Genomic DNA, 24,102 nt, shown 5'->3' with positions numbered 1-24,102 from the left:
ATTGAAAATAAATGAAAGTGCGTCTTAACGATTTCCCAACAATTTCTTCACAGTTTCGAGATATTTGACTGGTATTCTTATTAACGTAATATCAAGAACGATTCTCGAAAGGATTGATAGATATGTTACTTGATAGCTCAGAAATCGAGACCATTGCCGTGCAACTAGTTGATGTCAATGGGTCTAACATGACCGCAAAAACCGAAAATAACGATTTAATCCAAATTAAACCAAACGCAATTCTAAAAAACGACAAGTCTTTCTGGCAAAGTATGAAGGATATCGCGAAGGCTAAAATCTGGCTGCCAGTGACTAAGGGGACTCATCAGTTACTGCAATACGATTGGTTAAGTGCAACGCCGGTGATTTAAATCTGTGAGGCCGTGACACAACTTTGTAGATTCCAGAATATAACGCCGAATGACGTCATTCCGATGGGCTTTATCGGGATGGCGTTATTTGGCGTTATATGGCCGGAATCTGAGTTGTGGAACAGGTTAAGGCTATATGTAAGTAATGAACTAAAGCAAATTTTAGGATGTGTGTGAGTCAGGAAATTGAACTAAATCCTTTTCGATATAGACTTATGCAGCAAGCTGCGTTTAATATGAGAAGACAAATCGCTTGCGTTCAAGTTCATAAAAACGATAAACTCAGAGTTGTTAACACTGTCACCGTAGTGATTGATGTACACGAAGGAGGATCATTTATGACTCTTACAGACACTTATACATTGAGTAACGGCACCAAGATTCCAGTCGTAGGTTTTGGTACTTGGCAGACGCCAGATGGCGATGTTGCTTACCACGCGGTACTTGACGCCCTAGCAGCCGGTTATCGTCATATTGATACGGCCGCCGCATATGGCAACGAAGAAAGTGTGGGTCACGCAATTCACGATTCTGGTGTGAAACGTGAAGATTTATTTGTGACGACCAAATTATGGAACGGCGATCATGGTTATGAGAAAACTAAGCAAGCCATTGGGACTTCTCTATCGAAATTAGGTTTGGAATACGTTGACTTATACCTTATTCATTGGCCGAATCCAGAGACTTTCCGTGATAACTGGGAAGAAGCAAATGCTCAGTCCTGGAAAGCTATGGAAGAAGCATACGAAGAGGGCTTGTTGAAGGCCATCGGGGTTTCAAACTTCCGTCAGAAGCACTTGGATGCTTTGCTGAAAACTGCGAAGATTGCGCCAATGGTGAACCAGATTTTCTTAAACCCATCGGATTTGCAACCGAATGTTGTGGAATATAATAACGCTCATGATATTGTGACAGAAGCCTACAGTCCATTTGGTACCGGTAGAATCTTCCAAATTGATGATTTGAAAGACATTGCCGAAAAGTACAATAAGTCTGTTCCACAGTTAGTTTTACGCTGGCACTTGCAACATGGGTTCCTGCCGCTACCTAAGTCGGTACATGCTGAGTACATTAAGGCCAATACCGATATATTTGACTTTGAAATTGCTGAAGAAGATATGAAGACGATTGATGGTTTTCGTGGCGCTGCTGGGTTGGCAACGGATCCGGATACGACTTTGTTTTAAATTGATATGGGGAGTTCAGTTCTTTGGGGACTGGGCTCTTTTGTTTTTAGTCGGGCTACAGCAGACAGAGACTTACACCTAGCGGGTATCTGACACAAATCCCAAGCTCAGGATTTATGTCAAACACCCACTAGTCTCCAGTCTCTAACCGTCTTCTTTTGCACCCTGGTTTAGTCGGGCTCCAGCAAGCAGAGAGCTGCATGTAAGGGACAGCCAACCAAAATCCAAGCTCAGGATTTTTGTTGCCCGTCCCTTACACTACGCTCTCTAAGCGCTTGCTTTCGCACCCTTACTGCTTGCTTCCACACCCTTTTTCTTTTACAATTAACCCAAACAACACGAGGGGTGTCCCATCATTTTTCGGGGCTGAGATGTGCTTGCACTATCCCTTTGAACCTGTAAGTTCATACTTGCGAAGGAACGTGTTCAATTCGGACTGGTATTACTGGTGAAGAGTCGAGCTAGCGTTTTGTTTAGCTCGGCTCTTTTTCATGGCTGACTGTTGTTTGCACTTATATCTAGGGAGGATATTTTCATGAAAATCGATTTACTTAATCAGATTCGCGAGACTAATCCCGTTGTTCTTAATATTTCAAACTTTGTGACCGTTCAAGACGTCGCAAATGGGATCAATGCGATCGGGGCTTCACCCATCATGTCCGAGGAAATTGCTGAAACTGATGAAATGGTCGGTATCAGCAATGCTGTTGCTCTGAACTTGGGTGCGTTTTCGAAACCACAAGTTGATCACATTCTCGCTATGGGGAAGGCGGCCAATGCGCAGCATAAGCCGTTAGTGATCGATCCTGTGGCCGTTGGTGCCATCAGTTACCGGAAGAAAGTTGCACTCGACCTCATGAACCAGTTCCAAGTGGATGTGATTCGTGGTAATGCGGGTGAAATCGCTGCTCTTGCAGACGTTGCTTGGGACGCAAAGGGAATCGATGCTGGCTCCGGTAATCAAGACGTGGTGGAAGTTGCTAAAGCAGCTGCTAAAAAGCATCACTGTGTGGTTATCCTCAGTGGTGAAACCGACGTTATTACAGATGGTGAACATGTCGCTCGCGTCTTCAATGGCACACCGCTATTTCAACTTCACGTTGGTTCGGGCGACATGCTCAGCAGTATCGTGGGCGCCTTTTGTGCGGTCAGCGACGGCGACTACTTTGAAGCAGCTCAAACGGCCTGCCTAGTCTTTGCGTCAATTGGTCAACTGGTTGCTGATCAATTACAAGAAGAGCGGCCAGGAACGTTCTCAGCTCGACTAATGGATGAGTTGCATTTAGCATCTGTCGCTGATATTGAAAAGATTGCTCAATTTGACTGAAAGGTGTGACGTTTACAATGGCTGAGGAGATTAACGCGTTCCCACAAACGCTAACGATTGCGGGGACCGATTCTGGTGGTGGTGCCGGCGTTATGGCCGATATCAAGACCATGCAGGAACGCCACGTTTTCAGCGCTGCGGTGATTGTGGCCGTGACCGCGCAGAATACGCTTGGCGTCCAAGATTTTAGTGCATTATCTAAGAAATTAATTGATGAGCAGTTTGCATCAGTTGCAGGCGATTTGAAAATTAGAGCTTGCAAGACTGGCATGCTGGCGGATGCGGAACACGTCGAAATCGTGGTTGAAAATCTAAAAAAATATGATTTGGGGCCGTTGATTGTGGATCCCGTTATGATTGCAAAGGGTGGTGCACCATTGTTGGCTGACGATGCAATCAACGTGGTTAAGCGCGATTTGCTGCCGTTGGCAACTGTGGTAACCCCCAACTTGCCTGAGGCAGAGCGACTAACAGAGATGACCATTAAGACGAACGAAGATATGCAGAAGGCTGCCAAACAGCTCCGTGCCACCGGTGCTAAGAACATCATGATTAAGGGCGGTCATGGAGATACCGAAAAAGTCACGGATTACGTTTTACTGGCGGATGGCAAAGAATTCTGGCTAAGCTCACCACGAGTGGATACTGTTCGAACTCACGGTACCGGTGATACGTTATCTAGTGCCATGACGGCGGAAATCGCTAAGGGTCAAGACATTGAATCCGCTATTCGAGTAGCGAAGGACTTCGTGGAAGCCGCTATTCGCAACACTATTCAAGTCGGTCGTGGTCATGGGCCGTTGAACCACTGGGCATACGGAGAGGAGCATGCGGTCAAATGAAGTTTAAACCAGAAATGTTAAAAGCGTACTTTGTGTGCGGCTCCCAAGATGTACCTGAAGGGCAGTACGAAACTGTTGTGAATGCTGCAATTAAAGCAGGAATAACAGCCTTTCAATTTCGCGATAAGGGTAATGATTCAACGCTCAGTCCAATTGATCGAGCTGCCATGGCGATGAAATTACGTGGCCGATGTGCTGAGGCTGGGATTCCCTTTATCGTGGATGATAACGTTGAGCTGGCCAAGCAAGTCAATGCTGATGGCATTCACGTTGGCCAGTCTGATGAAAAAATTCAGCGGGTTGTCGCTGAAGTTGGCGACCAAATGATTGTCGGGCTGTCTTGCTCAAACGAAGAGGAAGTTCGGGCAGCTAATACCATTGAGGGTATCGATTACTATGGGAGTGGGCCGATTCATCCAACTGGTTCTAAAGCGGATGCCGACCCAGTGATTGGGCTGGATGGGCTAAAGCAATTAGTTGGGCTTACTAATCGGCCAATCGTTGCTATTGGCGGTATTACTGTTGCGGATTTGAGCAGTGTGATCAAGACGGGTGCTGCTGGGTCAGCGGTCATCTCACTGATTGCACAAAGTGATGATATTGATGGTGTTGTGAAGGCAATGCTTCAAGCATAGTTAAATGTGTGGGGCCGGATCTTGTGATTCGGTCTTTTTAATATAATTCCAGCAAGTGATGGTCAATTATTGACAAGCATGCCGGCTAGTTTTAAACTTTTCTCATTAAAATGTCATTTGTGAGAGGGGTATCGTTATGGCAAAACCAATTATTGGTATTCCAGCACAACGTGAGCTGGTAGGAGATACTCACAAGAACACGGTGAACCAGGGCGAAGTTGCTGCGATTATTAAAGCAGGCGGACTACCCGTTTTAATTCCCACCGGTGAGCCGAAATTGGCTGAGAAATATAGCCAGTTGATTGATGGCCTGTTAATTCCTGGTGGTCCCGACGTTGCTCCTCGCTACTTTGGCGAGGAACCCTTGCCAGAAATGGCTGAAGCGGATGACCGTCTGGACGCTACCGAAATTGCGTTAATCAAGCAAGCTGCTTCTGCTGGACAGCCGATGTTAGGCATCTGCCGTGGCGCTCAGGTCATTAATATTGCGTTGGGTGGTGACATCTATCAGGATATCGCAAAACAGATTGATCATCAGACTTATCAGCACCACCAAAAAGCGCCGTCTAATCAGGGTTCACATTACGTTGATCTCGCTGATGGCTCCGTGCTGCAGACCATTTTTCATGGTCAAAAGCACGTTCTGGTGAACAGTTTCCACCATCAATCAGTTAGAAAGTTAGCACCACAGTTAAAGTTGACTGCTAAGGCCGGTGACGGGGTGGTGGAAGCTGTAGAGAGCAAGGATAACAATCTAATTTTAGCGGTTCAGTGGCACCCTGAGTTGATGTACAAAGAAAATGCGGATGAGTTCGCGGTTTTTGAGGATTTTATTAAGCGGGTTAAAGAAGCATAGATTGGTGAGTGGCTTGGAATGATTTCCAAGTTTTTTTAATTCTATATCAAGCAGTTACGTAGTTAACCTATGTGACCTTAGTTAACAGATTATGGGACAAACTATTCGAATAATTTATCCCATAATGATATACTACACTTTGGAAAGGACTGAGTACTATGGTGAATATCATGCCGGTTTCAGAGTTGAAGAATTACGGAAAAGTGTTAGATACAGTTGAACCAGATAACCCTGTTTTTCTGACTAAAAACGGCTATGGCAAATATGTTGTCATTGATTTGGCTGATTACGAAGCCTTTGAGAAGTTCAAAAAAAGTAAACATTTAGCCCAAATCTTAAAACAGGCCGAAAGAAGTGGTACTCGGCCTCTGGACGAGGTTGCCGCGGAACTGTTGAAGTAGTGGTATACAAACTTGTTATCACGAATGATGCAACGTCAGATTTACGTACATTACAAGCTTACTTAGAGGCTTTTTTTGGACAGAAAGCAGCTAATAAGGTAATTTCAACAATCATTGCGCAGTTACAGCAATTGGGGAGCTATCCTAAACTGGGAGCATCTGCTAGTGTGATTGACGACCAGTTGGATAACTACCGCTACTTACGCGATAGGCGGAATACGATATTTTACAGGATTGATGAAGATCGGGCGGCTGTTATAATTGAGCGGATTTTTGATAACCGAGAAAATATCATTCGTGAATTGAATGACTATTTAGATAAAAATATGCCTCCCGAAACATAGCTTGGTAGGTAAATCTGTCGTTAACTAAGGTTGAACAAAGGGGCTGTACGTAATTTAAAGTGCAGCCTTTTGATTTAGGCTTTTACTCAGTCTCCAATTTGTTCCAATAAGTGAGAAATTCTAATTATAAATCAACTCCCAATACCGCAAGATTGCACTTTATCCCGTTTTGGACGATAATGAAAGCGGTAACAAAAATACAGGAGGCCTGAATTATGAGTAAAGTCTATTTATCAGCGCAATTACCCGAAGTGACAACTCAACAACTGAAAAAGGCTGGCTTAGATGTCAGCGTTTATGACGGCGATGGTTTGATCTCACACGACGAGTTACTGAAAAATGTAAGTGATATTGACTTCTTGATTACACCACTTTCAACGAAAGTAGATAAGGAAATTATTGACGCTGCACCAAAGTTGAAGTTAATTGCGAACTTTGGGGCTGGTTTTAACAACATTGACACCGCTTATGCGAAGGAAAAAGGGATCCCGGTAACCAATACCCCGGCGGTTTCCACGAATGCTGTTGCTGAAGTGACCATTGGCCTGATGCTAGCACTGAGTCACCGGGTGGTTGAAGGTGATCAAAAGATGCGTAACGAAGGTTTCCCTGGTTGGGCACCCCTGTATTTCTTAGGTCATGAGATTGCTGGCAAGACGCTGGGTATCTTCGGCTTGGGTAACATTGGGAGCGATGTTGCACGTAAAGCCAACGCGTTGGGCATGAACGTTCAGTACTACAAGCCAAACCGTCTTTCTGACCCAGAAGAGCGTTCTATGAAAGTGACCTATAAACCTCTGGATGAACTGATCAAAACCAGTGACTTTATCACCATTAATGCGCCACAAACGCCCGAAACGACGCACAAATTTGATGCAGCTGCATTCAAAGCAATGAAGAAGACGGCCTACATCGTTAACGTTGGTCGTGGTCCAATCATTGATGAAGCAGCGTTGCTGGAAGCTTTGAAATCCGGTGAAATTGCCGGTGCCGCGTTGGACGTTTATGAAAAAGAACCCCAAGTTGACGACGGTTTCAAGTCATTGAAGAACGTTATTCTAACGCCTCATGTTGGAAACGCTACTGTTGAAGCACGTGACGCCATGGCTAATATTGTGGCTGGTAACGTTGTGCTGGTTGATAATGGCAAAGACGCTAAGTTCATCGTTAACAAATAATTGCTCATAAAATGAGGTGGGCTGTGATTCAACCCAGAATCTGGCTCTTCAATATAAATAACCGTTATTCCATTGTTTTGATTGGAATAGCGGTTATTTAAGTTAAACTCTGATTTCTACGGAGTTGTTTCCTTTCGTTTGTTTCACTTGCTGACTTCCTGATGAGCCACCTTTAATCTGAGATGATTTGTTAGTAGCAGTGAAGGGACGATTAAAAGTGCGGTAAAGATAACTGCCCAAAGGAAGCCTTGTTGATAGCTGCTGGCAATCGTGGCAAGTGTTTGAACATGTTGGCTTTGATAGTTGACCACTATGGTTGCCAACATGGCTGAACCAAAGGCACCACCAATATTTTGCATGGTCCGTGTCGCAATTGAAACTTGTCCTGAAAGCTGGCGGTCAACGCCGACAAATGAATCTGTCATTAGAGGGGTAATGATTGCACCGGCACCGATACCTCGAATGAATAGGACAATCATCAACAGCCAGTAGTCCGTATTTTGATCAAAATAGATGAACGGAATAGAACCAATCAATGTCACTATGAGACCGCCAATAGTCACGAAGCGGGCACCGATTGAATCAATCAAACGGCCAACAAAGGGACGGGATAACAACATACCGATTCCTTGGGGGATCAGTGATAGTCCAGCCATAGCCACAGACTGATTTCGTAGGTTTTGAAAGAAGAGCGGCAATAATAACATGGGATCGTTAGTGGCAACACCCGCTAAGAAGAGTCCAATCATTGAACCGCTGAAGTTCAGATGTTTAAAGAGCAATAAGGGCACAACCGCATTCTGTTTACGAAATGAAGCATAGACTGCGTAACCAATCATTAAGACCAAACCGGTTGCGAGGTAGGCTAACGTCGTTGAATTAGTGAAGCTGGTTTTCGAACTTGCCTGAACGATGCCGTAGACAATACTAGCAGACATACCGGAAAGTAAAGTGACCCCCAGCCAATCAAATTTGGCATCAGGCTTTTTGGCTTTAATCGTTGGTAATTTAAACCAGATAAGTAAAGAGGCAATGATTGCAACAGGAATATTGATGAAGAAAATCCACCGCCAGTTGAGGTATTGAACAATGAGGCCACCGATCACAGGACCAACAATGGGGCCAAGCATGATTGGTAAACCAACGATCGCCATCAAACGGCCCATGGCGCCAGCCCCGGCGACATCGACTAATAACGTGGTTAGGAGTGGGGTAATCAACCCAGCACTAAAACCCTGAACGAAACGGAAACCGATTAAAATGCCAATATTACCAGAAATTGCGGCGCAAAGTGAGGCTACACCAAAAAGTACTTCAGCACCGAGGAATACCGTTTTGCCGCCGAATTTGTCATTCAGCCAGCCGGTGAACGGAACAGCAATCACCATTGCCAACAGATAACCGGTAACCACCCATTGAATGGTGCTTAGTGATGAATTGAAACTTTTTGCAAGATTGTTGATTGCAATGTTGACCATAGTCGAATCTAGCAATGGTGCAATGGCACCAAGCACGATGATCCAAGCTTGGTTGATGATTGATTTTGTTAATGCTGATGCTTTGTTTTGAGTTGCCATTAAAATACCTCCAAATTAATTTAAGAAACTCTAGTACCTAAAATAAGGTACTAGAGTACTCTAATTCTTTTTGGGCTGGCTGTCAACATTTCCGATGAAAAATGTTAAAGTTAATAAGAGCTGTAAAGGAGATCGGCAATGGCACAAAAACGACGACGAGGAAAAGCGTTGGAAAATGATATTTTAACCGCCACCCTAGACCTCATTGAATCAACCAAATATGAAGATATCACAATGGATATGATTGCCAAAAACGCCCATACGAATAAGAGCGTGCTTTACCGGCGTTGGGAGTCTAAAGCGGCTATTATTTTGGCAGCGCTGCGCACGCAAATGGGGAATGTTAACCTTGAAGTCCCTGACACGGGGTCAATTCACGATGATTTATTGGCGCTATTTGACCAATTGATCGATTTGTTGACAAAAATGAACTATGATCATTTGGCCGGTCTGATGATGGAACGGCTGGGCGGCATGTCGGTAGCGGACTTTTTCAAACGGCTTGGTCCCAACAATTACGTCACGCAATTAATGCAGCAAGTCATGGCGCAGGGACAGGCACGCGGTGAAATTGATTTAACTGCCGTAGACGAGCAATTGCTAAATCTACCGGTTTACTTGATTATGGATACGCTGTTTAGCAAGGAAACCGCGCTGAATCAAGAACGGATGCATTGGATGGTTGATTCAGTGATGATGCCGGTTTTGAAGCCCTATCTTAAAAAATAGTTGATTTCAGGGTTGTATTTTAGGAAAATTAAAGTACAATGAGAACATAATAAAGTTTCACAGAGAGTCGGGTAAGGCTGAGAACCGGCAGCTTTAATATGGCAGAAACACATTTGGTTGCGCAACCAATATCAGCGATTAGAGGCAGTTCAATAGGAACTGTGAACTTGGGTGGAACAGCGTTACGACGCCCCTTGGTACTCAGATAGTGAGTGCTAAGGGGCGTCGTTTTGCGTTCAGAAGAGGAGTATGTGATGAAAAATAAAGATCGAAAGTTATCGCGTTCGTTGCAAAGCAGGCATATTCAAATGATTGCGATCGGTGGTGCCATTGGAACTGGGCTGTTTCTTGGTTCGGGTAGCGCCATTCACACATCTGGTCCGTCAATCATTTTGGCGTATCTGATTGTTGGCCTGTTCTGTTTCTTTTTGATGCGGGCCATTGGTGAACTGCTTTTGTCAGATACTAGCAAGCGGTCTTTTCTGGACTTTGTCAGTGAGTATCTGGGTGACCGGATGGAGTTTGTGACCGGCTGGCTGTATTGGTTCTGCTGGATCAGTTTGGCTATGGCAGATTTAACCGCAACAGGAATCTACATCAAGTTTTGGTTTCCATCGGTTCCTCAGTGGGTGGCACCGTTTGTAATTTTAGTCTTCCTGTACTTCACCAACCGGATCAACGTTAAAGCCTTTGGTGAAATGGAATCCTGGTTCTCCTTGATTAAAGTGGCGGCCATTATTATTTTGGTGGTTGTTGGATTTGCGTTAGCGATTCTCCATACCAGAGTTGGTGGTCAAAACGCGTCATTTACTAATCTTGTCAGCCATGGTGGCTTCTTCCCAACGGGTGGCTTCGGCTTCATGATGGCTTTTCAAATGGTTGTTTTCGCCTTCGTCGGGATTGAAATGGTTGGTCTGACAGCTGGGGAAACCAACGATCCCGTTGCTAATTTACCCAAAGCTATCAATAGTTTACCAATCAGAATTGGTCTGTTCTACGTGGGTTCAATGATTGCCATTATGAGTGTTTATCCGTGGAATAAGATTACCACGACTGCCAGCCCGTTTGTGCAAGTATTCTCTGGTATTGGAATCGCCGGTGCTGCAGGAATTTTGAACTTCGTGGTGTTAACTGCTGCATTGTCGGCAACCAATAGTTGCCTTTTCAGTACCAGCCGAACGTTACACGCCCTTAGCTGGGGTGGTAACGCACCAAAGAGTTTGGCTGCCCTCAATAAGAGCGGCGTACCGACCAATTCACTGAACTTTTCGACCTTGGTTCTCCTGATTATTGTGGTACTGAACTACCTGATGCCGGCCAGTGTGTTTACCATGATTTCGGGTGTTTCAACAATTAATTTCGTCCTGGTGTGGGTGATCTTGATCTGGTGCCACATTCGTTATCGTCACCTGCACCCAAAAGGTGCGCAAACCTTCCGCATGCCAGGTTATCCGGTTACTGACTGGGTCAGTCTGATTTTCTTCGCTGGCATCCTAGTTTTCCTACTGTTTGACCCATCAACTCGGATCTCGATGATTATTTCCATCGTCGTATTCTTGGTCATGCTGGGGATGTACGAGCTGATTTATCGGCCTAAACGGCAGGCGCCCACCTCTAAGTAGTTGCAAGTTTTCCGGAAAAATGACACTATGTTAAAGTATATTTAACGAGATTAAAGGAGCTTTCATAGTGATTAAACACATTTTTTCCGATATGGACGGCACGTTGCTTAACCGTCACGGTAAAGTTTCCACTGGCAACAAAGCAGCTATTCAAAGCGCTGGCATCCCATTTACACTGGTTTCGGCTCGCTCGCCGCGCCAGATGATGGCCGCTATTGACACACTAAAATTAACCGCACCTCAGATTGGCTTCAACGGTGGCCTGATTTACCGGGTGAAGGATGGTCAACTTCAGGTGATTGAAGAGGTGCCAGTCGATTTTAAAGTGGTCAAGCGGGTGGTGGACTTAGTTGAAGCGCGGTACCCCACAACTGGGATTAGCCTTTTCGGTTTAACGGACTGGCAAGTGACCCACATGGATGACGGTGTGGCGTTCTTCCAAGAAGACATGCCACAAAAACCAACAGTACTTGAGCCAGCAACGTTCTGGACTCATCCAGAACCAATTTATAAAATGACGTTCTGTGTCTTGGATAACCAGGTCATGGCTGGAATAGTTGATATTCTCAACGAAGCCAGGTTACCAGGTGTCGCAATCCAAAAATCCAGTGATATTTATTTGGATATCACTGCGATTGCAGCCAAAAAATCGCGTGGGGTAAATTATATCGCCAAGCGTGAGCAACTGGATTTGAACGAGACGGCTGCTTTCGGTGATGGTCCCAATGATATTCCCATGCTGAAATTGGTGGGCATGCCAATCGTCATGGCAAATGGACTTCCAAACGTGAAGCAAGTGGCTCGATACTTGACCACTGACAACGATCATGATGGCGTTGGTCAGGGGATTGAAAAGTTCATTTTACAAAAGTAAATCAGAGACGTAAAAATACGTCCAATATCATTTCTGGTATTGGGCGTATTTTTAATGATTTAATTTTAGTATTCCGGTACCCATTTTGCTTCTGACACAGCTTGTTTAGCATCGCTGATTGGCTGCTGGGTTAAGCCTTGGGCCATCGCACTCTGCACAACTGCTTCAGCGATGATATCGGAGAACTGGCTCAGCTGTGTGACTGGGGGCAGGATGGCTGCTCCTGGTTTGCTGGCATCCACCAGACCACCCAGGGAGTGGGCAGCAGCTGAGATCATATCGTCGTTTAACGTAGTGGCCTTGGCGGCAATCACCCCTAAGCCGAGGCCAGGGTAGACCAGGGCGTTATTGGCTTGGCCAATCTGATAAGTCACACCGTTGACAGTAACGTCTTTTGAGGGAATCCCGGTAGCGACCAATGCTCGGCCATCAGTCCAGTTCAGCAAGTCTTTAGCGGTTGCTTCTGCTAGCTTAGTTGGGTTGGACAATGGCATGATGATTGGCCGGTCTGTGTGAGCAGCCATGTCCTTCACGATGGCTTCAGTGAACGTCCCAGGTTGAGTGGAAGTTCCTACCAAGATTGTTGGATGCACAGTGGCGACCACTGCAGCTAAATTGGTCAGTGAATCCGGGTCATTAAATTCATCTCGAGAACGGGCGAAAGGCTTTTGTTCCGGAGTCAGGGTTGGGTCGTCATCGAATAACAAGCCCTGTTTATCCACCATGTAGAAGTGGGCCTTAGCTTCGTCAGGACTCATGCCCTGTTGGATATATTCATCGCAGACTCGTTTGGCAATTCCTGCACCCGCAGTACCAGCACCAAAACAAACATAACGTTGTTCAGCTAAGGACTGTTTGGAAATATTCAATGCACCTAAAACGGCGGCTAAGGTGATGATGCCCGTTCCCTGAATATCATCGTTGAAGACGGTGTAACGGTCCTGATAACGATTAAGGATATCAGCAGCATGGTCGCGGCCAAAGTCTTCGAAATGCAGGTAAAGGTCGGCGAAGAGGTCTTCCGCTGTGGTGACGAACTGGTCAACGAATTGGTCGTAACGGTCACCGGTGATTCGCTGGTGTCGATTGCCTAAGTAAAGTGGGCTATCTAATAGTTTCTGGTTGTTAGTTCCCACGTCCAAAACAACGGGCATTACTTGTGAGGGATCGATGCCAGCTGCGGCGGTGTACACCATCAGCTTACCCACAGCAATATCCACGCCATCAGTGCCCCAGTCACCAATACCTAGGATTCCTTCAGCGTCGGTGACTACGATCAATCGAATATCGCGCCCGTCCGCACCATTTTTCAATGCTTGGGTCATCTCTTCTGGATGGTCGATGGAGAGAAACACAGCATCTTGCGGATCGACAAACAGTCTGCTGTAATTTTCAATCGTATCAGCAATTGTTGGATCGTAGACGACGGGCATGAAGTCGGCGACGTGTTCACTGAATAGTTTATAAAACAACACGCGGTTCTCATCAAAAATTTCCATTAAGAACTGACGCTTGGCCAGGTTGGTAGGCTTCGTTTGATACTGGGCAAAGGTTTGGGCTACTTGTTCATCCAAACTTTGGATGTATGGTGGTAGCAGGCCTTCTAGACCAAGCTCATGACGTTCTGATCGAGTAAATGCAGTTCCTTTATTTTTAAATGGGTTATTTAAAATACTTAATGACAAGTGAATGATCTCCTTCAAATGATTTATATATGCAGTATATCTGCTTGTGATTTTTATAGTCAAACTCATGTACCAATATAAAAAAAGTTTATAATAGAGTAAAAATGAAATGCTAAGGAGCATACTATGAACATTCGTGATTTGGAATACTTCATCAAGTTAGCGGACATTAAAAACTTCTCCAAAGTAGCCGATGCCTTTGGCGTTAGTCAGCCGACAATCACCATGGCTCTGCAACGGTTGGAAAAAAGCTTTGGAACGGTGCTGATGATTCGTCATCGCGCTCACGGGGATCTCAGCTTGACGGATAGTGGTGATCAATTACTGGTTCATGCTAAAACCATGGTGCAGGAATACCGTATTGCACAGCGAGAACTCACTGAAAGACAGCAAAGCAGATTATCGATGGGATTGCCACCTATTATTGAGAATACTTATTTCCCACTGATTGCTAAACGCCTGAAAAGAGTTGAGTTGCTAGATAAGCTTTATACGCTCGAGGAAGGATCGATGACCACCTTGCAGGCGATTCAAGCTGGTAACATTGACGTGGCCTTACTAGCAACTATTCAGTCAATTAATGATGATAAATTAGTGGTGGAACCCTTTGATCAGCAGCCATTTGCTATCTACGTATCAAAAAAACACCCACTGGCGCAACGGTCAGGGGTGCGGTTTTCAGATTTAAAGGGCGAAGCTTTCGTTTTATTCAAACGGGGATTTGTTCATAACCAAGCCTTCAATCAATTAGCTCGGCAAAATCATTTTCGGCCCAAGGTGGCGTTTCGCTCCAATGGCATACAAAGTTTGCTAAACCTGATTAAAGACGGAATTGGCATTGGTTTTCTAGCTATCACCACACCTCTCGATGAGGATGTCGTTCGTGTGCCGCTATTAGATGAACCACAACCTCAATTTACCACTAGTCTGGTTTATCGGCGCTCTCACGTGTTTAACCCACTGCAACAGCGGATGCTGAGCTTGATACGGGCGAGTTTACAGTAATTTCTTAGTTAAGGTGATTGCGGGTACACCGTCTTCTTCATAAGGGGCGGATGAAACTTCGTAGCCTTGGCGTTCATAAAAACCTTTGGCAGTCATTTCACTGTGGATGATGGATTTTGTGTAGCCTTGTTCGCGACCATATTTCTCTAATGCCTCGATGATCTTAGCGCCTAAATGTTGCCCGCGATATTCCTTGAGCGTGGCAATTCGGCCTGGGCGCATTGTGGTGTCATCAATTGTCTGGAAGCGACCAGTAGCAACTGGCTTGCCCTCATCGGAATAGGCAACAACGTATACCCGGTCTGATTCATCATTATCGTCAAATTCATCTTCGATTGCGATGGTCCGTTCTATAACAAAGACACTCATACGAACGTAAAGTGCCGCGGCATGATTCCAGGGTTCTGATCCGGTGTGAAATTTCATATGTATTTCTCCTTATATCGTAGACTGTATTTTAGTATACCCTAAAATTGAATTGGTATAAGTGTCATTTCGTTACTCGAAACGGGCAACTCGTCGTGGGGTCGCTCCGGAACTATTTTTCGGACAGTTCACCGAAAAAGGATTTCCTTCGTCTCCCGTAGTCCTAAGCGAGCGCGAACCGCTCACTAAAGACTACTCTCACCACGATTTGCCCGTTTCGCTCCACTGCATTTTATTTTCTGCTTTTTAGGCGACCGAACAGTTCGGTTGCTAACGCAAATTTAGTTACCAAACTGGAGTGATGGTTGGCTGGACTAGTGGATTAATATGGAATGTAACGAAACCGGGCTGGCAGATCGTGGTGTCGATGTCACTTAACTACCGTACTTTGGTAGTTTAGTGACATGGGAGGTGGTGGAGATCCGCCCCAAGCGCAGCGCAGGAGCTAGCTTCACCACGACCCACTTCGATCTGACTGCCCGGTGTAGCGAAATGGCGGTTAATAAATTATTTAGCCACTAAAAAAAACCGCAGGCCTATAGTCTGCGGGGCGTTTCCGTAACGTACAGGGGATGCACGTTACAGTGTTGTTGTCTTCTGCTATTTGGGAGAATAGGAAGAAGGATTAGAAGTGTTTCAGATCACAGGGATGGGACCTGAAACGAAGGGTGTCGTAACTGTCGGATGGGGATGGACAGTTACTTGCTTTCAAAAGAAAGTGGTTTTTAGGGAAAATAGAACGATCAGGGGAGATCTGTTCTGTGTTACAAGTGTTAATATACTGTGGTGAACTTAAATAGAGCTTAAAATAGTGAAATCACCTCAAAATTTCTTTTACAGTTAGAAATTTCTTACGATTTGCGTATTTAATACCGTGATAATCAGCTGTCCGGTAAAATTGTCGTAGAGACTTCTGGTGAGCGGGACGGATGACTGACTTGCCCCGACCCCTTAAATTATGATTAAATACCAGTAAACCACTATTAGTATGGAGGCAGATATGAGCAGTATTTTATCCGTGCAAAATTTAAATAAAAATTTTGGCAACAAGCACGTATTGCATGATGTCTCATTTGATTTAACACCAGGGCATATTGTGGGACTTGTTGGCCCAAATGGTGCGGGAAAATCGACCTTGATGAAAACGATGCTTGGTCTGTTTAACTATGATTCAGGCAGTATCAAAATTGCTGGAGAAAAAGTGACACCCCAGAAGCACGAATCGTTATCTAAAGTTGGTGCATTGATTGAATATCCGGGGATTTACCCATTTTTGACCGGATGGGACCACCTGCAACTGTTTGCGGATGGTGATCATCAGTTGATTCACATTCAAAAAATTATTTCTCAATTAAACATGGACAGCTTTATTAAGCGAAAAGCAAAGGGCTATTCGCTGGGAATGAAGCAGAAACTGGGGATTGCGTTAGCGCTGGTTAACTTTCCTGATCTGGTCATTTTAGATGAACCCATGAATGGCCTGGATCCGGAAGCCACAAAGGAACTTCGGGATCTGATTATCTCCGAATCGCTGAAGGGGACGACTTTTCTTATTTCGTCCCATATCTTGAGTGAACTGCAACGTTTAGCGCAGGATCTGCTCATCATTGATGAAGGCCGGATCGTTCAGCAGACCACCATGCATGATTTGTTAGCTTCCCAAGGCAAACAAACGATCATGCTGATGACCAGTGATGATAAGAAGGCTCGTCAACTGTTGAAAAAGGCGAAGTTTAAGACTACCCCAGATCCCCGAGTAGAGGTGGTAGCAACCGATGATCATACCATGCCAGAAGTTTTGCACCTGCTTGTGGAAGGCGGCGTAGACATTCTCGACGTTACTCGACTTGAGGGTAACCTTGAAAGCTCGTTGTTGGAAGTTTTGAAACAAAGCCGTATCAAAAAACGATTAGCCGAAGAAGAGGCAGAATAGGGGGTGCGCGAACTGTGTGGACTTTAGTCAGACAAGAAAGTTTCAAATTAATCAGGAAAAACAGTACCTGGATCAGTACCAGCTTTTTAGTTGGTGTTGAAATTCTATTTGCGTTTTTAGCGCGCATTTATCCGAAAACCTTCGTTCCTGCCAACATGTTTGAGTCCCTTTATTTTTCCCGGCCGATCATTAATTTTTACATGATTGCCGCTACTGCAACCATCATCACGATGGAATTTCAGTACGGGACGATGAAACAGGTACTCTATCGGCGTTATTCCCGCGGCCAGATTCTAGTCAGCAAGTGGTTAGCCATTTTTCTGTACACCTTTTTCTGGTATGTGCTGAGTACCGGGATTGCGTTATTGATGAAAGCATTGCTGTTCCGTCATCGATTGAACATCCATCAGGGTGCCGGCGACGGGATGTCAATTTTTACCAGAGGATTAGCCATTTCAGCGGCCAGTTTTTTGAGTTTATGGCTACTATTAAGTGTCGTATTTTTATTGGCGAACTTATTTCGAAATTCAGCTGCTGCGGTGTCCGTTGGTATCATCGGCTATTTTGCGTCAAATATCGTGACCCAGTTGTTAACGCTGCTGATTCAAAAATGGGATTGGGCTAAATGGAATCCGGTTACCATGACCTTGTACCCAAGCATGTTGGCACATCCAGGGTATTACCAACCGTTACTGCGAATGCAGGGGTGGCAGATGTGTCTGGGAAACGTGATTTATATCGCCATTTTCCTGTGGATTGGATATTACGTGTTTAATAAGAGGAATGTTTAAAGGCGAATGTGGATATAAAATTTGTGCTGTTTATCGTATGTTCATGTGATTTATGGAGGCTTTTCAGATGAAGATGGGAGAATCAGATTCTAAATTGAGTGTCGCCGAATTGGAAGATATCCATACATTTATCGATCAGTTTCGACCTTTGTTACTGAAGCTTAAGAATCGTTAATATGATAACCTTGTGATGTTAAATAGCCCCGTAATCTGAGATGGATACCCAGATTACGGGGCTATTTTATTTTTGTAGTTTGAAAGTGGTGATATCCGTGGTGAATTACAGGTGAGGTAGTTTCGAAAAATTAACTCAGGATTTGTGCCTATTTGCCAGGGTTCATGGCCTATTGTCTAAACGTGCTCCAGCAGGCAGGAACTTATGTGTAAGGTAATCACGGTACAAATCCAAACCCAGGATTTCCACCGCAAGTAACTTAGGCGCCAGTCTTTAATCGCCCGCTTCCACACTCTTTTACAGTTTCGACTTCTCCATATCGCTTTCCATACGGTAGACCAGCTTTTCAAATAACCGTCTTAGCGGCATGATGAGCGTGAAGAACAAGACGAAGAAGAATAAGAACAAGAGGTCGTGGCCGATCACACCCCAATTTGGAATGGTCATTACTTCTCTAAGAAGCTGCATGGCATACGTGAATGGCATGAACGGCGCTAACGCTGCCAAATCTTTTGGCACCACTTGCAGAGGATACATGCCGCCAGTTCCGAACAACTGAATCAGCATCATTAACACAATGACTACTTTACCGGCATTCCCCAGCATAAAGACCAGATTGAACATGATGATGGCGAACACGAAGCTCGTCACGTAAAACGCCAGTAAGAACAAGAACCAGTGGGCGGGTCGGACGCCCAAAATGATTTCACCCAGCCAGGTAAAGGTGGCTTGCGCGAAGCCCATACCTAAGTACAATGGTAATTTGCCGAGATAGGATTCTAAATGATTGGGGCGCCGCAAGCCGTTCTTATCTTCCGGTAAGATGTACTCCCACGCCAAGATGGTAGACATTAATAGCATGCCCACCCACAGTGCCAGTACCGTGTAGAACGGTGTGACTTGCCAACCGAAGTTCTTCATTGGGTAGATTTCTTTGGTCTGCAGCTTGATTGGCGAGGACAGGATCGAAGATAAACTAGGATCCGTTCCCAGCAGTTTGATCAAAGCGTCCAGGTTCTTGCTGTTTAGGAAGCTCATCTGTTTATCCAAGGTTTGCAGTGTGCCTTTAATTTTATCCAAACGGGAATTAATGTCACTGGTTTGCGACGCGGTGATGGAACCAGCATCTGCCATGGCACGGAGTTCAGGAATCACTGAGCGCATTGACTGAACGACTTGGCTGTTACCGTTCAAATTGGTATTTAGTGAGTTATTTAAACTGTTCAGTGCTGGACTTGTGGTGGCATTAAAGTTAGTGTATGCCGTATCCAGTGCAGTGTTCAGTGTATTAGACGCTGCTTGGAGTTCTTTGATCAGCGACTGCTGCTTTGAGGTGGAATGGGTACTGCGTAACTGTTTAACCAACGACTTTTGATGATTAACGCTCTGTTTTGCCTTTGCTACCGAACGGATCAGCGCGGTGGTTCGGTTATTAGGCACGAAGTTATTCACGATGTCCAAGATTCGCAGTGTATCGCTAAGAGAGTCATTGATGCCATTTAACAGCGAGGTTGCACTATTGGACGTACTCTTTAGCGTTGTTGAAGAAAGGTGGCCAGATGGCAGACCGTTGAAACTGTTTTGCAGTCTAGTACCTTGAGTTTGCAGGGAATTGATGCCACTGCCTAAATTAGACTGCAGGGATTGGTTCAGTTGCTGAGTGGCATTATTTAAAGCTTTTGTATTATTGACCACTGATTGGAGATCATCGATTTGCGAAGAAATCTTTGGCAAGTCTGATTTCATGGTTTGCAAAGCAGCTCTGGTTTTTTGATTGGTCTGATTGACGCCGTTCAGTGTTTTTTCCGTTTTGTTGATGGTACTGATAGCGTCGGTCAAACTGGACCGAATCTGTAAAATCTCAGGTTTCTTAGTGGCGATAGTTGCGCCAGCAGAATTAGCAGTTTGTAGGGCAGTTTTGCTGGCAGTTTTAATGAAGTTTTGCCGGATGTTGTCCGTGAGGCTGTCTCGTGCCTGACCGATGATCTTGGTGGCAGCAGGATTTAACTTTTCGTTTGATTTATAAATGATGGTGGGCTTTTGCGGGTTAGACGTGGTGAAAGTGGTTAGCTTAGATGAGAAATCGTCTGGAATCTCAATCATGGCGTAGTATTTCCCGTTTTCCAAACCGTTATTAGCTGTCCAGTCGTTGGTAAAGACCCAGTGAATGGCGTGATTTTTATGGAGCTGTTTGATCACTTGGTTCCCAACGTTAAACGGCTGGCCTTTCAGTGCGGCGCCTTCATCACTGTTTACCACGGCAATCTGAAGCCGACCGGTGTTTTTGGGTGAGTAGGGGTTCCATGAAACTTGGATATTCAGCACGGCGTAAAGCATTGGAATGAGGGCAAATGCCAACAAGGTCACCCAAATCGACCGGGTATGAAAGATATTATGGAAGTCTTTTTTTATCAGGTTGAAAACGTTGCGCATATTTGTCCTCCGGTAGATGTTTGATCAATTGAAATCACGATAACTTAAACGATATAGTGTTTCTCTATTATATCGCTTAACGAAAAACCAACAAGGCATATAATGAGACTCTGATGACGCCTCAGAAACAGGACGACATCAGAGTCTCTTTTGAGTGTTAGCTATTGATCCGGTTCAAGATGCCGTTGACCAGTGACGTTAAGTTGGTATTAACGTTGTGGATCGTTTGAACAGTGTTGAGTAAGGTATTCACACTGTTTGAAACATCAGTCGAAATGATGGAGATAATCTGACCTAATTTGGCAATATCAGAATTGTTGGTGAGGCTGTTTTGGAGGTCGGTTAAGTTCTTGATCAGTGTGGGCAACGTGGTATTGTTGTTGACCGCGTTGAGCAGTGACACAATCCGGTTGTGGGTATTGGTTGAGGTCGAATCAATGAGATCCACCAACTGGTTTAATTGACTGAGCTGCTTTTGGGTATCTACGATGCGAACCAAATGACCTCTCCAGATCCAACCCTTGACCTTGCCGTTACCGTTTTTAACGTAGTAGTAAACGGCTTTATTGCCGTTAGCTTTCCGGACGGTATCGGATTTGTAGGTGTAGAACACGGTTAACGGATAGTTGTCGGCGTTGTGAGCTTTCTTAGTCAGCCCTGCGCTGGTGTAAAGGTAACCACTCACCGCGTGGTAGGGTTTCTTGGAGAGCGTTCGGGTTGAGAGGACTTTGGCGCTCTTACTTTTTGCTGAGGCGGGTGTGCTGACGCTAAAGGTGGCCATTAAACCGGCAAACAATGCAATGATTAGAAATGGTTTCTTCATATTAGTAGCTCCTTGTTTAAATTAATGCTGAAACAGTTATCAGCAAACGTTTGGTTTGAAAATAGTATAACATCAATTTTGCTAAATTCCTGTAACCCGCTGGTAACAAACGCTTGAAAAGCTGAAATAGTGAAATTTTGTTCGTTTTCATATCGCGAAAGAGATTATATTTTAGTACAATTTAGTTTAGAATGTATCGTTTCTTATTTCTGTAGCACTGTTCAGTATCATTCTATCAGTGCTTGAAATTAGGCAGTTCGTCCCCTAAAATATGTAACAGTATGCCAAGCTGGTCCATTTGGCCGTAGTGGAAGGTTTAGAAGGATGGTTTAAATGGAAAACATTAAAGCAATATATCAGCGGGACTTAAAGGCCATGATTTCGTCACCACTAGTGCTCATCACGATTCTAGCGCTGTGTTTCATGCCCAGCCTTTACACGCTGATCAACGTCCGGGCCGTTTGGAACCCGTATGACGTCTCTGAAATTAAAAATATTCCCGTTGCGGTTGTGAACCACGATACCGGTGCCGATTTGGCGGGACAAAAACTTAACGTTGGTAACACCGTGGTCCAAACCCTCAAGAAAGATCAGCAACTGGACTGGCGGTTTGCGTCTGCTAAAACGGCGGATGCCAAGCTTAAAGAAGGCAGCTACTACGCGGAAATTATCATTCCAAGTAATTTTTCAAAGTCGCTGTCTAGTATCGCTGGCGATAATCCTCACCAGGCAAAATTAGTCTATAAGGCTAACAGCCGGGATGCGCCAATGGGAGGCAAGATTACCGAAACTGCTGCCAAGACCCTGGTGAATCAAGTTCAGACTAACTTCTTGGAAACGGTGAATACGACACTGTTTTCTAAGCTGAACGTGTTAGGCAATAAAGCCAAAAGCCAGCAGGGACAAATTCTAGAGCTGAAGGACTGGATCATCGCCCTCAGTGATTCCATGGATCTTGCCACTGGCGCGTTGAGTGAGGTCAACCATACCTCTACTAATATGGAGGCTATTTTAACGGGGCTAAAACCGGTGATGTCGGCTTCGCAGAACGTGGACGTCCTACAGCAAAGTAATTCGGCAACGCTATCGTCACTTCACAGTGTCCAGGGATCCGTTAATAAGGCCTTCAACAGTCTGGATACCAATCTAAATACCGCTTCAGCGAGTGCCAACCGGCTGAATAGTATTGTTAAACAACTGAATCGTTCAGCCAGTTCAACTAACAAGAGTGCGGTCAATGACATGTTGAATCGCGGCATTTCTCAGGTCAATCTGCTGAAAGACCAGATCACACCGTTACAGTCGTTCTTGAAGAGTATCAACGGGCAATCACATTTGTCAGCTATTAGTGGGCTCAACGACACGCTTGGCAACGTGGTATCGTTGCTGAATGCTGAAAAGACACAGTTGCAATCATTGAAGTCAACCTTGGCCAGTCAAGGCCGATTAACCTCTGATGAAATTACTAGTGCGGCTAACAACGCTAACCGTATTACCGTGGGCATGAATTCAGCCCTCGGCCAGTATAATCGCTCCGTAAAGACGCATTTGAACGGTATTAGTGGCAGCTTGATTTCAGCAGTCTCCAAGTCACAGACGATTTTGAGCGAGTTGAAACAGGCTAAGGGAATCAACGAAGACTACCTGAACAATGCCATTTCCGGCAATCAGCTCATCTCACAGTCCAGTTCTAACCTGGAAAGCAAATTGACGTCTTATCAAGATGATATTCAAAACATTGCCAATCAGTTGAAGCTGACCAGCAATGATGACATTGTCAGCGTGATTACGGTTTTGCAGAATAATCCTAAGACCATGGGTAACACCCTAGTGTCATTGTTCAACGTTAAGGATGAAAGTATCTACCGCGTGGGAACTTTTGGGGCAGCCTTCCTGCCAACCTACATCACATTATCGATTTGGATTGGCTGCACCATGCTGGTGATGATTTTGCACACCACGATTCCCCGTGAGAAACGGCGCTTTCATAATATGACCGTTCACGAAGAGTTCTGCGGTAAAATGCTGACCTTTGGGACGTTATCTATGATTCAAACCATGATCATCATCTTTAGTTCAATTCTTTTGTTGCGGGTTCAGGTGGAAAGCGTCTTTATTATGGTGCTTTTCGGGGTACTTTCTTCCTTCCTGTTCACGGCAATTATCTATGGACTTGCTGCCACCTTTGGCAACCTCGGGAAGGCAATCGTTATCTTCCTGGTAGCTATTCAACTGGCGGGGTCCGGCGCGTTGTATCCTGTACAATTGGATCCGGCGTTCTACCGGGTTGCCTACCGCTTCGCACCCTTCGCTTACAGCGTGGGTGGCTTCCGTGAAGCTGTTGGCGGGCCGAACATGCAGACGGTCTTTATCGATGCCATCGTTTTGATTCTGATGTTTATTGTCGTCTTCATGTTAGGTTTCTTCTTGAAATACAAGGCACAGAACTTTACTCGACGGATCTTGTCGGACTTTAGTCGGACGGGGATTGGGCAGTAGAGTTGGGTGTGTGATCCAACTCGGTAGATTCCAGAGTGTATCCGTCAAGAAGTTATGCAAGTTGCTGCCAAGCACAGAAAAGATGATATAATAAAAGTGCAATCAGGAAACTAACATGCAAACACCAAGAGCCTCAGCAGGTCCCACTGCTGAGGTTCTTTTTACGTTAATTGCGTGGGTTAGTGTTGCCTAAGCGGTTTACTAAAGACGTTTTAAAGCCGCCTCCGGCCGCCAGCGGGTTCATTACTGTGGGGACCGGTGAAAGCCTGAGAAGCGGTCTTTCACCTCGCATCCAAGCCTCGCACAACCCGCGTGTCTCGGATGTCGTCCCGTGCTGTAAGGGCGGAGCCCTAACAGCACCGACACAGTGAATGAACCCGCTGGCGACC

At 45.1% G+C, this 24,102-nt stretch carries 21 protein-coding genes and 1 riboswitch; of the genes, 16 read left to right on the top strand and 5 right to left on the bottom strand.

Translation table 11 applies throughout. From position 1 onward, the window contains the following. The first annotated feature begins 122 nt into the window (after positions 1–122). The 9 genes from HC026_RS03595 (at position 123) to HC026_RS03555 (ending at position 7,141) form a co-directional block, all read left to right on the top strand. On the top strand, positions 123–371 hold the full coding sequence (locus HC026_RS03595; protein ID WP_168924618.1) for a hypothetical protein: 249 nt from the start codon (positions 123–125) through the stop codon (positions 369–371). A gap of 338 nt (positions 372–709) precedes the next feature. Beyond that, positions 710–1,558, top strand: coding sequence for an aldo/keto reductase (locus tag HC026_RS03590; RefSeq protein WP_168924617.1), 849 nt, complete (start codon positions 710–712; stop codon positions 1,556–1,558). A 331-nt stretch (positions 1,559–1,889) separates the two neighbouring features. Beyond that, a riboswitch (TPP riboswitch) is annotated at positions 1,890–1,996 on the top strand. Between the two features lie 97 nt (positions 1,997–2,093). Next, positions 2,094–2,885, top strand: coding sequence for a hydroxyethylthiazole kinase (gene thiM, locus HC026_RS03585; protein WP_168924616.1), 792 nt, complete (start codon positions 2,094–2,096; stop codon positions 2,883–2,885). Between the two features lie 17 nt (positions 2,886–2,902). Continuing rightward, entirely contained in the window at positions 2,903–3,727 is an 825-nt protein-coding gene (gene thiD / locus HC026_RS03580; RefSeq protein WP_168924615.1) for a bifunctional hydroxymethylpyrimidine kinase/phosphomethylpyrimidine kinase, read from the top strand. Beyond that, entirely contained in the window at positions 3,724–4,362 is a 639-nt protein-coding gene (thiE, locus tag HC026_RS03575; protein WP_168924614.1) for a thiamine phosphate synthase, read from the top strand. Before thiD ends, thiE begins: the two co-directional genes overlap by 4 nt. Positions 4,363–4,498: 136 nt before the next feature. Beyond that, positions 4,499–5,218 carry a gamma-glutamyl-gamma-aminobutyrate hydrolase family protein gene (locus tag HC026_RS03570; protein ID WP_168924613.1) on the top strand — a complete coding sequence of 240 codons (720 nt, stop codon included), beginning with the start codon at positions 4,499–4,501 and terminating at the stop codon, positions 5,216–5,218. A 158-nt stretch (positions 5,219–5,376) separates the two neighbouring features. Beyond that, entirely contained in the window at positions 5,377–5,619 is a 243-nt protein-coding gene (locus HC026_RS03565) for a type II toxin-antitoxin system prevent-host-death family antitoxin (RefSeq protein WP_168924612.1), read from the top strand. Beyond that, positions 5,619–5,963 carry a type II toxin-antitoxin system RelE/ParE family toxin gene (locus HC026_RS03560; protein WP_168924611.1) on the top strand — a complete coding sequence of 115 codons (345 nt, stop codon included), beginning with the start codon at positions 5,619–5,621 and terminating at the stop codon, positions 5,961–5,963. The genes HC026_RS03565 and HC026_RS03560 overlap by 1 nt, the downstream gene beginning before the upstream one ends. Positions 5,964–6,178: 215 nt before the next feature. Beyond that, entirely contained in the window at positions 6,179–7,141 is a 963-nt protein-coding gene (locus HC026_RS03555) for a 2-hydroxyacid dehydrogenase family protein (RefSeq protein WP_168924610.1), read from the top strand. A gap of 143 nt (positions 7,142–7,284) precedes the next feature. Here the strand turns inward: HC026_RS03555 and HC026_RS03550 are convergent, their stop codons facing one another. Then, positions 7,285–8,718: an MDR family MFS transporter gene (locus HC026_RS03550; RefSeq protein WP_168924609.1), complete on the bottom strand. Its 1,434-nt coding sequence runs from the start codon at positions 8,716–8,718 to the stop codon at positions 7,285–7,287. A gap of 138 nt (positions 8,719–8,856) precedes the next feature. Here HC026_RS03550 and HC026_RS03545 point away from each other — a divergent pair, with 138 nt between their 5' ends. The 3 genes from HC026_RS03545 to HC026_RS03535 all read left to right on the top strand — a co-directional run bounded on the left by HC026_RS03545 (position 8,857) and on the right by HC026_RS03535 (position 11,943). Then, positions 8,857–9,447: a TetR/AcrR family transcriptional regulator gene (locus tag HC026_RS03545; protein WP_168924608.1), complete on the top strand. Its 591-nt coding sequence runs from the start codon at positions 8,857–8,859 to the stop codon at positions 9,445–9,447. A 254-nt stretch (positions 9,448–9,701) separates the two neighbouring features. Next, complete coding sequence (locus tag HC026_RS03540) at positions 9,702–11,069, top strand: amino acid permease (protein ID WP_168924607.1); 1,368 nt, start codon at positions 9,702–9,704, stop codon at positions 11,067–11,069. Between the two features lie 67 nt (positions 11,070–11,136). After that, positions 11,137–11,943, top strand: coding sequence for an HAD family hydrolase (locus tag HC026_RS03535; protein WP_168924606.1), 807 nt, complete (start codon positions 11,137–11,139; stop codon positions 11,941–11,943). 65 nt (positions 11,944–12,008) lie between these two features. Here the strand turns inward: HC026_RS03535 and HC026_RS03530 are convergent, their stop codons facing one another. After that, entirely contained in the window at positions 12,009–13,637 is a 1,629-nt protein-coding gene (locus HC026_RS03530) for a malolactic enzyme (RefSeq protein WP_168924642.1), read from the bottom strand. 117 nt (positions 13,638–13,754) lie between these two features. On the opposite strand from HC026_RS03530, the gene HC026_RS03525 reads away from it, so the two are divergent. Next, positions 13,755–14,633 (top strand): LysR family transcriptional regulator, encoded by an 879-nt coding sequence (locus tag HC026_RS03525; protein ID WP_168924605.1) that lies wholly within the window; start codon positions 13,755–13,757, stop codon positions 14,631–14,633. Here HC026_RS03525 and HC026_RS03520 read toward each other — a convergent pair. After that, the gene (locus HC026_RS03520; RefSeq protein WP_168924604.1) at positions 14,625–15,059 is read right to left on the bottom strand and encodes a GNAT family N-acetyltransferase; all 435 of its coding nucleotides are present in this window, start codon (positions 15,057–15,059) and stop codon (positions 14,625–14,627) included. The genes HC026_RS03525 and HC026_RS03520 overlap by 9 nt on opposite strands. 1,000 nt (positions 15,060–16,059) lie before the next feature. On the opposite strand from HC026_RS03520, the gene HC026_RS03515 reads away from it, so the two are divergent. Beyond that, on the top strand, positions 16,060–16,992 hold the full coding sequence (locus HC026_RS03515) for an ABC transporter ATP-binding protein (protein WP_168924603.1): 933 nt from the start codon (positions 16,060–16,062) through the stop codon (positions 16,990–16,992). Between the two features lie 14 nt (positions 16,993–17,006). Then, positions 17,007–17,783, top strand: coding sequence for an ABC transporter permease subunit (locus tag HC026_RS03510; RefSeq protein ID WP_168924602.1), 777 nt, complete (start codon positions 17,007–17,009; stop codon positions 17,781–17,783). A 472-nt stretch (positions 17,784–18,255) separates the two neighbouring features. Here HC026_RS03510 and HC026_RS03505 read toward each other — a convergent pair whose 3' ends face one another. Both HC026_RS03505 and HC026_RS03500 read right to left on the bottom strand, forming a co-directional pair. Continuing rightward, positions 18,256–20,391 (bottom strand): YhgE/Pip domain-containing protein, encoded by a 2,136-nt coding sequence (locus tag HC026_RS03505; RefSeq protein WP_168924601.1) that lies wholly within the window; start codon positions 20,389–20,391, stop codon positions 18,256–18,258. 157 nt (positions 20,392–20,548) lie between these two features. Then, positions 20,549–21,214 (bottom strand): D-alanyl-D-alanine carboxypeptidase, encoded by a 666-nt coding sequence (locus tag HC026_RS03500; protein WP_168924600.1) that lies wholly within the window; start codon positions 21,212–21,214, stop codon positions 20,549–20,551. Positions 21,215–21,547: 333 nt separating this feature from the next. On the opposite strand from HC026_RS03500, the gene HC026_RS03495 reads away from it, so the two are divergent. Next, positions 21,548–23,713 (top strand): YhgE/Pip domain-containing protein, encoded by a 2,166-nt coding sequence (locus tag HC026_RS03495; RefSeq protein ID WP_168924599.1) that lies wholly within the window; start codon positions 21,548–21,550, stop codon positions 23,711–23,713. The last annotated feature ends 389 nt before the right edge of the window (positions 23,714–24,102 follow it).

The organism is Secundilactobacillus angelensis, from assembly GCF_012641075.1.
Lineage (GTDB): Bacteria > Bacillota > Bacilli > Lactobacillales > Lactobacillaceae > Secundilactobacillus > Secundilactobacillus angelensis.
Note: the sequence above shows the minus strand (reverse complement) of the source record. Positions and strands in the feature narration are given on the sequence as shown.